The organism is Nonomuraea sp. NPDC050328 (assembly GCF_044459405.1).
GTDB lineage: Bacteria > Actinomycetota > Actinomycetes > Streptosporangiales > Streptosporangiaceae > Nonomuraea.
On record NZ_JBITIW010000003.1, the window covers coordinates 846632 to 858726 of the forward strand.

The following is a 12095-nucleotide window of genomic DNA, read 5'->3' on the forward strand; positions in this document are numbered from 1 at the left end:
TCACCATAGTTCACATAAGGGACAAGCTCTCGCGCAATTCGGCCGCCCCGAGGAAGTGCACCCCGGTCAGGCCGGCCTTCTCCGCGCCCTCGACGTTCTCCAGCCGGTCGTCGATGAAGACGATCTCCCTGGTCCCGAGCTCGTCCGCCAGGTGGTCGTAGATGGCCCGGTCCGGCTTCACCAGGCCCAGGTGGGCGCTGTAGAAGCGGCGGTCCAGCGCGGAGATCCACGGCAGCCGGTCCCACGCCTCGGCCAGCTCGGCGGGTGCGTTCGACAGCAGCCCGAGCGGGACGCCCCGGTCCTGGAGCTCCCGCATGATCGCCAGGGTGCCCTCGTTCGGCCTCGACCAGCTCTCGGCGTCGAGTTCCACCAGCCGGGCGTTCTCCTCCTCGTCCACCGGGCGGCCCAGCACCAGCTTCCAGTACTGCGGAGCCGTCAGGTCACCCCGGTCGAAGTCGAGGCGGTGCTCCCAGTAGGCCTGCTCGAAGCTCTCGGGGTCGGCGCCGGCGAGCTCGGCGATGGCGTGGTTGTCGGCTCGCGACTGGTGCAGGGAGATGACGTTGCCGTAGTCGAACACGATCCACTTCATGCCAGATATGGTCGCAGGTGGTCGTTGAGCGCGCCGCACCCCAGGTACTTCTCCACCGTGTGGAAGTCGAGCCAGTCGAGGTTGACGAGCTGCTCCAGGTCGACGCCGGTGAAGCAGCCGGCGAGCTGCGGCGGGATCGCGGCGATGTCGTGCCGGTCGGCGATGTTCACCCAGCGCCGCACCCCCTTGGGCCGCTCGCCCCGGCCGTTGATCGGGGCCGGCAGCAGGTGCTCGAAGACGACGTTGCGCATGCCGAGCGGCGAGCCCAGGGTGATCAGCAGGTCGACGTCGAGGTCGGGGTTGGCCCACAGGGTCTCGTAGGTGACGACGCTGCCGAGCGAGTGGGCGATCACGACCTTGGGCCGGTTCCGGCGGATGACCTCGGCGACGGTGGCCTGGCAGTCGGCCCGGCGGGCCTCGTCGGTCAGGTAGGTGGCCACCTCCGGCACGAAGCGCAGGGCGAAGGCGGCGGCGGCCGGGCGGCGCAGGAGCCAGCCGGTGAAGGCCGACAGCGCCCCGGTGAGCTGCTCGCCGAGGCCGGCCTCCTTGGCCCAGCTCACGAAGAAGCGCTGGGTGCCGGCGTCCATGCGCTCCGGCGGCACCGGGGTCTCGTCGTCGCCGTCGTCGCGGCCGTCGCGCAGCAGGTGCGCGAAGTAGGCGACCTCGGTGATGTAGGCGGCCTCGCGGCTGCCGGCCTTGCCCAGGGCGGCGTGCAGGTAGCGGTCCCATTTCAGCCGCATGGCGTCGGCCGCGCCGGTGGCGGAACAACCGGCCGCCTTGTAGTACTTGTACTTGCCGATCCCGTGTACGCCGACGATGGCCCCCACGGCCACTCCCCTCGCCCTGTTCTGGTGTGCCCGTGATCATGGCATCAGCCGATTGCAGCCGGCTTAACACGAAATTTCGTTGCGCGAGGCATAGGTCGCCCGGATACGGTGACACTCGCATTCAGGAGGAGGAACCACGCCATGTCCGGCCCGCTGCACGTCACCGACTCGGTCGTCATCCCCGACGCCGAGCTCGCCTGGCGTTTCTCCCGTTCGTCGGGTCCCGGCGGACAGGGCGTCAACACCACCGACTCCCGCGTCGAGCTCATCTTCGACCTCGCGGCCAGCACCGCCTTCCCCGAGCCGCTCAAGGCCCGGGCGCTGGCCCGGCTCGGCACGCCGGTGCTCACCGTCGTCGCCTCCGAGCACCGCTCGCAGTTGCGCAACCGGGAGGCCGCCGCCATGCGCCTGGCCCAGCGGCTGCGCGAGGCGATCGCCCCGCCGCCCAAGCGCCGCCGCGCCACCAAGCCCAGCAAGGGCTCCGTCGAGCGCCGGCTGACCGCCAAGAAGCACCGCGCCGACCTCAAGCGCCTCCGCGGCGCACCGTGACGACCGCAAGGTGACCCCGCTCCCCGCCGACAACCACGTGCACAGCGAGTGGTCGTGGGACGCCCCCCTGGCGTCCATGATCGGCGCCTGTGCTCGCGCGGTGGAGCTGGGCCTGCCGGCGCTCGCCTTCACCGAGCACGTCGACCACACCGTCTGGACGGTCGACCTCGGCGCCCTGCACGGCACCGACCACCTGCTCCGGCTGAGCGGTCCCGACGGGCGGCTGACCCCGCCGGCGTTCGACGCCGAGGGGTATCTGGCGGCGGTGGCCGAGTGCCGTGAGCGGTTTCCGGGACTGCGCATCCTGAGCGGGCTGGAGCTGGGCGAGCCGCACTGGCATGCCGCCGCCATCGCGCCCGTCCTGGCGGCGGGGCGGTTCGATCGGGTGCTGGGCTCGCTGCACTGCCTGCCGGACGGGGACGGGTTCGCCGAACCGCCCGGTCTGTACGGTCACCGGGATCCGCAGGAGGTGGTCCGGGCGTACCTGGCGGAGATTCCGCGGCTGGTGGGCGGGAGCGACGTCTTCGCCGTGCTGGCGCACGTCGACTACCCCCTGCGGTACTGGCCCGGGGAGCCGGTGGAGGCGGGGGCGTTCGAGGAGGAGTTCCGGCACGCCCTGCGGGCCACCGCGCGGGCCGGGCGGGCGATGGAGGTCAACACCTCCCGGCCGTTGCGGCCGGAGCTGGTGCGGTGGTGGCGGGAGGAGGGCGGGCGGGAGGTGTCCTTCGGCAGCGACGCCCACGAGCCCTCGGGGCTGGCGCGGCGCTTCGGCGAGGCGGCCGATCTGGTCGAGGCGCACGGGTTCCGGCCGGGGCGGCATCCGCACGACCTGTGGACCCGCTGACCGGTCAGGGGGCGGTGACGCCGGTGAAGAAGGAGCGCAGGAGCAGGCGGGCGTGCCCGAGCATCGCCGGGTCCCCCTCGCGGCTGCCCTGGAAGGCCAGGCGGAGCGCGACGCCGGTGACCTCGATGGCCAGCCGTACCACCCGGAGCGGGTCGGGCAGCGGCGGCAGCCCGGCCTCCTCGACGGCGAAGCCGTACAGCCGCTCGGCCAGGATGTCGCCGCCGCCCTCGCCCTGCCCGGGCGGCAGGAAGGAGGCGCCGCCGGGCCGGGTGTCGGCGAAGTCGACGACGGTGAAGCCGGGCACGGTGCGGCGCATCGCGGCGGTCTCCTCGACGACGATCTCGGCGGCGCGCGGCCAGGTGAGGCCGGGCTCGGCGGCGGCGCGGCGGCGCAGCCGCTCCAGGAGCAGGTCGAGGTTGCGCAGGGCCAGGGCGCGCAGCATGCCGGCCTTGCCGTCGAAGAACTGGTAGACGGTCGCGCCCGGCACGCCGGCGCGGCGGGCGACCTCGGCGGTGGCCAGGGCGTCGAAGCCGACCTCGTCGAGCAGTTCGGCGCAGGCGTCGAGGATGCGCTCGACGCGTTCGATGCTGCGCTGCTGGACCGGTGTCCGCCGTACGCCGGGAATCTCCACCCGGTTAACATAACACCGTTAACATAACACCTTGTCATGTTCTACCGTGGTGCTCCCCGAGGAATGGAGTTCCGGTGTCGCGTGAGTGGTGGCGCAGCGCGGTCGTGTACCAGGTCTACCCGCGCAGCTTCGCGGGCGGCGGCCGGGAGGGCACGCTCGCCGGCCTGCGGGCGCGGCTGGGCCACCTGGCCGGGCTGGGCGTGGACGCGGTGTGGCTCACCCCGTTCTACCCCTCGCCGCTGGCCGACGGCGGCTACGACGTGGCCGACCACTGCGGCGTGGACCCGCGCTACGGCACCCTGGACGACTTCGGCGCGCTGGTGGCCGAGGCCGGGGCGCTGGGCATCCGGGTGATCGTCGACATCGTGCCGAATCACTGCTCGGCCGAGCACCCGTGGTTCCGCCAGGCCCTGGCCGCGCCGCCGGGCAGCCCGGAGCGCGAGCGGTTCGTCTTCCGCGACCGGCCCAACAACTGGATCTCCAAGTTCGGCGGCCCGGCCTGGAGCCAGGCTCCCGACGGGCAGTGGTACCTGCACCTGTTCGACGCCGCCCAGCCGGACTGGAACTGGCGGCACCCGGACGTCGTCGCGCTCTTCGAGCGCACGCTGCGCTTCTGGCTGGATCGCGGGGTGGCGGGCTTCCGCATCGACGTGGCGAACATGCTGTTCAAGCAGGAGGGCCTCCCGGACGTGGCCGCGCCGGGGCTGACCCCGTTGCGGCCGGAGGCGGGGGCGACGCCGTACGAGAACCAGCCGGAGCTGCTGGAGCTGTACCGGTCGTGGCGGAAGATCCTCGACGGCTACCCGGGCGACCGGACGACGGTGGCGGAGATCTGGTTCGACGCGGCGGAGCACGCCGAGCCCTACCTCGGCGGCGACGGCCTGGCGCAGTTGTTCGACTTCCGGCTGATGCCGTGCCCGTGGGAGGCGGCGGCCTTCCGCGCGGTGATCGACGACTCGCACCGGCTGGCCCGGCGCAGCGGCGGGTCGATCCCGTGGGTGCTGGGCAACCACGACGTGCCGCGCATGGTCACCCGCTTCGGGATCGACCAGGACCTGGTCCGGCAGCCGACCGCCGAGGTGCTGCTGGGGCAGGTCGAGGTGGACGTGGCGCTGGGCACGCGGCGGGCGCGGGCGGCGGCGCTGCTGCAACTCGCCCTGCCCGGGTCGGCCTACCTCTACCAGGGCGACGAGCTGGGCCTGCCCGAGCATCTGGCGATCCCGGCGGAGCGGCGGCAGGACCCGATGTTCGAGCGCACCGGGCGGGCCTTCATCGGCCGCGACGGCTGCCGCGTCCCGCTCCCGTGGTCGGGCGAGGCCCCGCCGTACGGCTTCCCGGCCGGCGACTCCCCCGAGCTCGGCACCTGGTTGCCGCAGCCGCCGGGCTGGGGGCCGCTGACCGTGGCCGCGCAGGAGGCCGATCCCGGCTCCACGCTCGCCCTCTACCGGCGCGCGCTGGCCGAGCGCCGCGCCCACCCGGCGCTGGGCGACGGCGACCTGGAGTGGCTGGACCTGGGCCCGGACCTGCTGGCCTTCCGCCGCGAGCCCGGCTTCACCCTGGTCACCAACTTCGGCCCCGGCGCGGCCGAGCTGCCCTCGCACGAGGCGGTCCTGCTGGCCAGCGGCCCGCTCGACGGCTCGCTCCTGCCCGCCGACACCACCGTGTGGCTGCGATGATCGTCTCGGCCGGGCGGCTGTGGCTGCTCACCACCGCGAGCAGCGGCTATGTCGTCCGCCTCGACGCGGACGACACGCCGCGCTGCGCCCACTGGGGCCCGCCCCTCACCCTCGACCAGGCCCGCGACCTGCCGCCGGGCGCGGAGGAGCTGCCGGTGGAGGGCGGCGAGCGCTTCGGCGTGCCGGCGCTGCAGCTCCGGTACGCCGACGGCGTCCGCGGGGCCGAGTGGCGCTTCCTGGGTGAGGAGCTCGACGGCGAGCGCCTGGTCCTGCGGCTGGCCGACCGGCACTACCCGCTGGAGATCGGCCTGCACTACCGGCTGCGCGGCGAGGTGCTGGAACGGCACACCACGCTGGTCAACCACGGCGACACCCCGATCACGCTGCTGCGCTGCGACTCGGCCGCGTGGAGCCCGCCGGGGCGGGAGGCGTGGCGGCTGACGCACGTGAGCGGCGAGTGGGGCGGGGAGTTCCGGCTGCGCCGTACCCCGCTGCCGGTGGCCGAGACGGTGCTGACCAGCCGCCGCGGGCACAGCGGCCACGAGGTCAACCCGTGGCTGATGCTGGACGCGGGCGAGGCCACCGAGGCGCACGGCGAGGTCTGGAGCACCGCGCTGGCCTGGAGCGGAAGCTGGCGGATGACGGTGCGCCGCGAGCACGGCGGCGGCCTGACGTGGAGCGGCGGCCACGGCCACGACGGCCTGACCTGGCGGCTGGAGCCGGGCGGGCGGGCCGAGACGCCGGTGTTCGCCGGCGTCTACTCCCCCGACGGCTTCGGCGGCGCGAGCCACCGCTGGCACGACTACCTGCGCGACGACCGGCTGCGGCCGGTGGTCTACAACTCCTGGGAGGCGACCGGGTTCGCCATCTCCCCCGGCCAGCAGCTCGCGCTGGCCGAGCGGGCCGCCGCGCTCGGCGCCGAGGTCTTCGTGGTGGACGACGGCTGGTTCGCCGGCCGCTCGAGCGACCGCGCCGGGCTGGGCGACTGGCACGCCGACCCCGGACGCTTCCCCGACGGCCTGGAGCCGCTGGCCGACGCGGTGCGGGCGCTCGGCATGGGCTTCGGCCTGTGGGTGGAGCCCGAGTCGGTCAACCCGGACAGCGAGCTGGCCCGCACCCGCCCCGAGTGGATCCTGGGCCAGCCGCACCGCCGCGCCACCCAGGTGCGCAACCAGCTCCTGCTGGACTTCTCCCGCGACGAGGTGGCCGAGTGGGCGCTGGGCCGGCTGGACCACCTGGTCGGCCGGTACGGCGTGGCGTTCCTGAAGTGGGACATGAACCGCCCGGTCACCGAGGCGGGCGACGACGTCTGGATCCCCTACATCCGCAACGTGTACGCCGTCCTCGACCGGCTGCGCGCCGCCCACCCGGGTCTGCTGGTCGAGGGCTGCGCCAGCGGCGGCGGCCGGGCCGACCCGGGCATGCTGGCCCGCACCGACCAGATCTGGACCTCCGACAACACCGACGCCGCCCAGCGCCTGGCCATCCAGCACGGCTACGGCCACCTGTACCCGGCGGCCACCATGGGCGCCTGGGTGACCGACAGCCCGAACGCGCAGACGGCCAGGATCACCCCGCTGGCCTTCCGCTTCCACGTGGCCATGGCCGGCGCGCTCGGCCTGGGCGGCGACCTGCTGCGCTGGAGCGAGCAGGAGCTGGCGGAGGCGGCCGGCCTGGTCGCCCGCTACAAGGAGATCCGCCCGGTGGTCCATCGGGGCCGGCTCGACCGGCTCGGCGAGCACGCCGTGCAGTACAGCCACGAGGACCGGGTCGTGGTCCTGATCTGCCGGCCGAGCACGCTGCTGCCCGCCACCGCGCCGGTACGGCCGCGCGGCCTGGATCCGGGCGCGGCCTACCGGGACGAGGACACCGGCGCCGTGCACCACGGGGCCGTGCTGCTGAGCCACGGCCTGCCCCAGCCCCTGCCCTTCGACGCGACCAGCACGCTGACCCGGCTGCGCCGCCTCCGCTGACCACCCGCCGAGCCAGGAAGGCCGTCATGACCCACGAGCGCGAGATCACCGAGCCCGTCGACCTGTGCCTGCCCGGCGGCCGGCTCAACCCCGAGGCGGTGGGCTGGACGCGCCGGCCGCTGCACCGGGCGAACCTGCGCGGCTGGGGGCGGGGCAAGCGCTGGGAGTACTGGGGTCTGGTCACGCCCACGCACATCGTCGGGCTGGTCGCCTCCTCCCTCGACTACGCCGGCGTGCACGGCCTGTACGTGCTCGACCGGGCGAGCGGGCAGGAGCGTTCGGCCGACGCGGTCGTGCCGCTGGCCGCGGGCACGCGCTTCCCCGACCGCAGCGGCGCGGGCGAGGTGGCGGTGCGGGGCGGCGGGCTGGCGATCGGCATCCGGCAGGACGCGAACGGCACGGCGATCCGGGCCAAGGCGCCGGGCATCGAGCTGTCGGCCGAGGTGCCGCTGCCCGCCGGGCACGAGTCGCTCGGGGTGGTCGTGCCGTGGAGCGCCACTCGCTTCCAGTACACGGTCAAGGACGTCGGGCGGCCCGTGCACGGCGTGTTGCGGCTGGACGGCGTCGAGCACGCCCTGGACGGGTTCGCGGTGCTCGACCACGGGCGGGGACGCTGGCCGTACTCGGTCACCTGGAACTGGGCGGCCGGCGCCGGGGACGGCGTGGCGGTGCAGCTCGGCGGCAAGTGGACCGACGGCACCGGCTCGACGGAGAACGCGGTGTTCGTCGGCGGCCGGCTGCACAAGATCGGCGCCGAGCTGACGTGGGAGTACTCGCGGCGGGACTGGCTGCGGCCGTGGCGCATCCACGGCGAGGGCGTGGAGGTGGACTTCACGCCCTTCCACGAGAAGGTGGCCAGGACCGACCTAGGGATCGTCGCCAGCGAGACGCACCAGTGTTTCGGCACCTTCTCCGGGCGGTTCCGTGCCGAGGGGGGCTGGGTGGAGCTCGACGGGCTCACCGGCTGGGCCGAGGAGGCCCGCAACCGCTGGTGAACCCGCCTCCGGGGTCAGCCGCCCTGGGTGTAGATGGTCTTCCAGCGCGAGCACTTGTTCACCGGGCGCTTGGAGGTGCCGCGGCAGGCCATGGCCTTGATCTGCAGCACCCCGCCGACGCTCTTGCGGAAGGTGCCCGAGCCGGTCTGGCAGTTGTAGACGCCGTGCGTGCGCCAGCGGCCGTTCTGCGAGCTCATGTACTTGAGCAGCAGCCAGGAGCAGGTCTTGCCGTAGGAGTCGTCGAGGTTGCCGGTGACGACGAAGCCGGACTGGCCGACCGAGACCTTGCCCCAGGCCGTGGCCCAGCCGTCGGTGGACTGGATCTTGCCCCAGCGCCACACGGTCGGGTCCGCCGAGGCGGCGGGGGCGGACAGGCCGAGGGTGAGCAGGGCGGCGGCGGTCAGGACGCCGAGCGAGCGGGCGCGCATGAGGGGACTCCAGGATGGGACGGGAACGGGACCCGTCCAGGAATACGCCCGCTCGCTTGCGGCCCGCTTGGAGATGACTGCGCGGCAGGTCAGTAGCTGAAGGTGGTGGCCCCCTCGTCGCCGATCCACTCCCACATCGGCACCGTCCCGCCCAGCTCGGCCCCCTCGATCAGGGTGGTGCGGTCGAGCCGGCGCGCGTCGAAGCAGAGCGGGCAGACCAGGTAGGCGCCGCCCGCCTTGGCGTAGCGGGCCAGCAGATCGGCCAGCGGCGGGCAGCCGTCGCAGGCCACGCCGGTCGCGACGCCGGGCAGCGCGAGCCGGGCGGCCTCCTTGGTCAGGAACATCAGCGTCGGGCGGCCCTGCTCGGCCGCGCCGACGGCGACCAGGAAGGCCACGGTGACCTTCTCGGGATCTTCCAGCCCGGTGGTGAGGCTGATGACGGCCTTTCCGGCCATGGGTGTGCTCCTCTCTCCTCGCACTCGTCTCTCCTCGCACTCGTCGTGCTCCGCCCACTGTCCGGGTCCGGCGGGTGAACGACCGTGTGAGAGGTGCGCCACATTCGCGGGGATCCCGTCACGTCCGGCGGCCGGGAGCGCTCTCAGGTGGTGTTCGATGCAGCCGCCGGAAGGGGAACGACATGATCTTGGTGACCGGAGCGACCGGGACCGTCGGGCGCAGCGCCGTGGACCTGCTGCTGGAGGCCGGGCAGGAGGTGCTCGCCGGCACCCGCGACCCGGGACGGGCCGGCTTCCCGGAGGGGGTGCGTCCAGTGGCGGGCGAGGTGGCCGGGCTGAAGGCGGACCTGGCCGGGGTGAGCGGGATCCTGGTCAGCCCGCGGGCGGTGGGGCGCGACCTGCCGGAGCTGCTGGCGCTGGCCGCCGAGCACGGGGTGGCGCGGGTGGTGCTGCTGTCGGCGGCGACCGTCGTGCACCCGGCGGGCCGGCCCGAGTTCGCCGCCGCCTTCCGGGCCGCCGAGGAGGCGGTGCGGGCCTCCGGGGCGGACTGGACCCTGCTGCGCTGCGCCGACTTCGCGGCCAACGCCCTGGCCTGGGCCCCGCAGGTCCGCTCGACCGGCGTGGTCCGCGGCGCGTACGGCGGCGCGGCGACCTCGCCGATCCACGAGCGCGACCTCGCCGAGGTGGCCGTGCGGGCGCTGCTGGCTCCCGGGCACGCGGGCCAGGCCTACCTGCTCACCGGCCCGCAGTCGCTCACCCAGCGGGACAAGGCCCGGATCCTCGGGCAGGCGCTCGGCCGCGAGCTGCCCTTCGAGGAACTGCCGCCCGAGCGGGTACGGCAGGCGATGCTCGCCCAGGGCCTGGCCGAGGAGATCCCCGAGCGGCTGCTCGGCTCGCTGGCCGACCACGCCCGGCAGCCCGGCCCGACCACGGACACCGTGGAGCGGCTCCTGGGCCGGCCCGCGCTCACCTTCGCCGCCTGGGCCGCCGAGCACGCGGCGGCCTTCCGCGGCTGACCCCGGCTCACACTTGTCCGGGCCGCCTCGTCGGATCATCGGGGCCGCCGGGGACCTGCCCGGCGGCCGCTGACGAGAAGGAGAACGTGATGAGTTCGACCGATGCCGCGGTGCGGGCGCTGCTGGCGAGCCGGGCCGAGGCCGCCCGGGTGAAGGACATCGATCGCCTGATGGCCCACTATGCCCCCGAGGTCGTCTACTACGACGCGGTTCCCCCGCTGCGGTTCGCGGGCACCGAGGAGGTCCGCCGCAACTTCCTGCGCTGGTTCGACGGCTACGACGGCCCGATCGGCCTGGAGACGCACGAGCTGACCGTCGCGGTCGGCGGCGACGTCGCGTTCGCGCACATGCTGCACCTCGACTCGGGCAAGCGCGCGAACGGGGTCGAGTCCTCGATCTGGGTCCGCTCGACCGTCGGCTGCCGGCGGGTGAACGGCACGTGGCTGATCACGCACGAGCACATCTCGCTGCCGATCGACATGGAGACGCTGCAGGCCTGGTTCGCGCCGGTGGACTGAGGCCGGTCGCCGGTGTCCCTGCCCGACGGCTCCTAGCCGAGGGCGCTCGAAGCCAGGGCGTCCCATTCGCGGTCGGGCAGGGTCCGGTTGAGCTCCAGCAGCCGGTCGGCCAGGTAGCCGACGGCGTAGCGGGTCTGCGGCCGGGCGGCTTCGGCCGCCTCGCGGATGACCGCGGCGACCTCGCCGGGGTCGGAGGCCGGCGACCCCTCGCCGAGCTGCGTCTCGCTCCTGCGCGCCATCGCCTCGGCCATGGCGCCGTAGGCGGTGCCGCCGGAGATCTCCCGCAGGTCGCCGGCGGTGTGGTCCTCGAACTCGGTCTTGATGATGCCGGGCTGGACGACGACCACGTCGATGCCGAACGGCGCGACCTCCAGCCGCAGCGTGTCGGAGTAGGCCTCCAGCGCGTGCTTGGAGGCGTAGTACCAGCAGCCGAGCGGGAGCGCGATCTCGCCGCCGACGGAGGAGACGTTGACGATCGTGCCGCTCCCCCGCTCCCGCATGTACGGCAGGGCGAGCTGGACCAGCCGGGCCGGGCCGTACAGGTTGACCTCGAACAGGTCGCGGGCCCGGTCCAGGGGGACGTCCTCGGCGGCGCCGTGCAGGACGGCGCCGGCGTTGTTGACCAGGACGTCGATCCGGCCCTGCTCAGCCACGACGGTGTCGATCACACGGGCCGGGTCGTCCGGCTCGCGCAGGTCGAGGGGCAGGATCCGGCCGCCCGCCTCGCTGATCGGGGCCATGTGCCCGAGACGGCGGGCGGCGCCGTAGACGATGTGCCCGGCGCGCAGCAGTTCGAGCGCCGTGGCCTTGCCGATCCCGGACGACGCGCCGGTGACGAGCACAACCTTCATGATCAGACCTCCATCGTGGTTCTCGCGTCGGTGAGCAGGCCGAGCAGGACCGCCTTGCCCGCGGCGAGCTGGTCCTCGTCCCCGGGGGGCAGCGCGCGGTCGATCATCCGCTCCAGCACGGTCAGCACCGCGGCGGGCGAGGGAACCTGCCCGCCGGGCGCGGCGCCGAAGGTGCGCCGGACGGCCGGGGTGAGCGCGTCGAGGACGTAGGCCACGGCCCGCACGTCGACGTCGGGGCCGACGGCTCCCGCCGCCTGCATCACGCGCAGGAAGTCGTGGCTGCCGCTGATCTCCGGCAGGCGCTCGAAGACGCTGCCGCGCTTGCGCAGGTACTTGCCGAAGACGTCCTCGGCCCGGGCGACGACGGCCGCCGCCAGCGGCAGGTGCTCCAGCGTGCCGATCATGCCCCGGTAGACGGCGGCCACGCTGCCGGCCCGCGGGTCGGCCTCCAGGTGCTCGCGCCAGGCGTCGGCGTAGCGGCGCAGCGCGTCGCGGACCACCGCCTCGACGAGCTCGTCCTTGCTCTTGAAGACCAGGTAGACCAGCCCGCGGTGCAGGGCGACCGCCTCGGCGACGTCGGCCATCGTCAGCTTGTCGTAGCCGAGGCGCAGCAGCAGGTGCTCTGTCGCGTCGAGGATCGCTCGCGTGCGGTCCGGGTCGCTGGTGCTCACGTTCTCCAGATTGACATATTTGGTCAATTTGTCAAAACCCATAACGCTGGAGGCATGAGGACATAGCGATAT

14 protein-coding genes are annotated in these 12095 nt (G+C 73.8%); 7 read left to right on the forward strand and 7 right to left on the reverse strand.

Annotation, left to right across the window (positions count from 1 at the left end):
• Positions 1-10: 10 nt before the first annotated feature.
• A complete protein-coding gene (locus ACIBG7_RS15505) occupies positions 11-589 on the reverse strand; it encodes an HAD family phosphatase (protein WP_357932994.1) in 579 nt (192 codons plus the stop codon).
• The gene (locus ACIBG7_RS15510) at positions 586-1416 is read right to left on the reverse strand and encodes a hypothetical protein (RefSeq protein WP_397336616.1); all 831 of its coding nucleotides are present in this window, start codon (positions 1414-1416) and stop codon (positions 586-588) included. The genes ACIBG7_RS15505 and ACIBG7_RS15510 overlap by 4 nt, the downstream gene beginning before the upstream one ends.
• 141 nt (positions 1417-1557) lie before the next feature.
• Between ACIBG7_RS15510 and arfB the strand changes: the two genes are divergently transcribed.
• Together arfB and ACIBG7_RS15520 are read left to right on the forward strand one after the other, a co-directional pair.
• Positions 1558-1965, forward strand: a complete 408-nt coding sequence (arfB, locus tag ACIBG7_RS15515) for an alternative ribosome rescue aminoacyl-tRNA hydrolase ArfB (RefSeq protein ID WP_357933000.1) — start codon at positions 1558-1560, stop codon at positions 1963-1965.
• Between the two features lie 10 nt (positions 1966-1975).
• A complete protein-coding gene (locus tag ACIBG7_RS15520; RefSeq protein WP_397336617.1) occupies positions 1976-2809 on the forward strand; it encodes a PHP domain-containing protein in 834 nt (277 codons plus the stop codon).
• A gap of 4 nt (positions 2810-2813) precedes the next feature.
• Here the strand turns inward: ACIBG7_RS15520 and ACIBG7_RS15525 are convergent, their stop codons facing one another.
• Positions 2814-3440, reverse strand: a complete 627-nt coding sequence (locus ACIBG7_RS15525; protein WP_357933005.1) for a TetR/AcrR family transcriptional regulator — start codon at positions 3438-3440, stop codon at positions 2814-2816.
• A 74-nt stretch (positions 3441-3514) separates the two neighbouring features.
• Here ACIBG7_RS15525 and ACIBG7_RS15530 point away from each other — a divergent pair, with 74 nt between their 5' ends.
• From ACIBG7_RS15530 to ACIBG7_RS15540, 3 genes are read left to right on the forward strand one after another with little or no spacing between them, the layout of a single operon-like run.
• The gene (locus ACIBG7_RS15530) at positions 3515-5116 is read left to right on the forward strand and encodes a glycoside hydrolase family 13 protein (RefSeq protein ID WP_397336618.1); all 1602 of its coding nucleotides are present in this window, start codon (positions 3515-3517) and stop codon (positions 5114-5116) included.
• The gene (locus ACIBG7_RS15535; RefSeq protein ID WP_397336619.1) at positions 5113-7089 is read left to right on the forward strand and encodes an alpha-galactosidase; all 1977 of its coding nucleotides are present in this window, start codon (positions 5113-5115) and stop codon (positions 7087-7089) included. The genes ACIBG7_RS15530 and ACIBG7_RS15535 overlap by 4 nt, the downstream gene beginning before the upstream one ends.
• 26 nt (positions 7090-7115) lie before the next feature.
• The gene (locus ACIBG7_RS15540) at positions 7116-8084 is read left to right on the forward strand and encodes a DUF2804 domain-containing protein (protein ID WP_397336620.1); all 969 of its coding nucleotides are present in this window, start codon (positions 7116-7118) and stop codon (positions 8082-8084) included.
• 14 nt (positions 8085-8098) lie between these two features.
• Here ACIBG7_RS15540 and ACIBG7_RS15545 read toward each other — a convergent pair whose 3' ends face one another.
• Both ACIBG7_RS15545 and ACIBG7_RS15550 read right to left on the reverse strand, forming a co-directional pair.
• Positions 8099-8512, reverse strand: a complete 414-nt coding sequence (locus ACIBG7_RS15545) for a hypothetical protein (protein WP_357933014.1) — start codon at positions 8510-8512, stop codon at positions 8099-8101.
• 89 nt (positions 8513-8601) lie between these two features.
• Positions 8602-8967 carry a hypothetical protein gene (locus tag ACIBG7_RS15550; RefSeq protein ID WP_357933017.1) on the reverse strand — a complete coding sequence of 122 codons (366 nt, stop codon included), beginning with the start codon at positions 8965-8967 and terminating at the stop codon, positions 8602-8604.
• Positions 8968-9149: 182 nt separating this feature from the next.
• Between ACIBG7_RS15550 and ACIBG7_RS15555 the strand changes: the two genes are divergently transcribed.
• Together ACIBG7_RS15555 and ACIBG7_RS15560 are read left to right on the forward strand one after the other, a co-directional pair.
• A complete protein-coding gene (locus ACIBG7_RS15555) occupies positions 9150-9983 on the forward strand; it encodes an NAD(P)H-binding protein (protein ID WP_357933020.1) in 834 nt (277 codons plus the stop codon).
• Positions 9984-10072: 89 nt separating this feature from the next.
• Positions 10073-10501: a YybH family protein gene (locus tag ACIBG7_RS15560; protein WP_397336621.1), complete on the forward strand. Its 429-nt coding sequence runs from the start codon at positions 10073-10075 to the stop codon at positions 10499-10501.
• Between the two features lie 32 nt (positions 10502-10533).
• On the opposite strand, the gene ACIBG7_RS15565 is transcribed toward ACIBG7_RS15560, so the two are convergent.
• Positions 10534-11352 (reverse strand): oxidoreductase, encoded by an 819-nt coding sequence (locus ACIBG7_RS15565; RefSeq protein WP_357933026.1) that lies wholly within the window; start codon positions 11350-11352, stop codon positions 10534-10536.
• 2 nt (positions 11353-11354) lie between these two features.
• Positions 11355-12023: a TetR/AcrR family transcriptional regulator gene (locus ACIBG7_RS15570; protein ID WP_397336622.1), complete on the reverse strand. Its 669-nt coding sequence runs from the start codon at positions 12021-12023 to the stop codon at positions 11355-11357.
• Positions 12024-12095 lie beyond the last annotated feature (72 nt).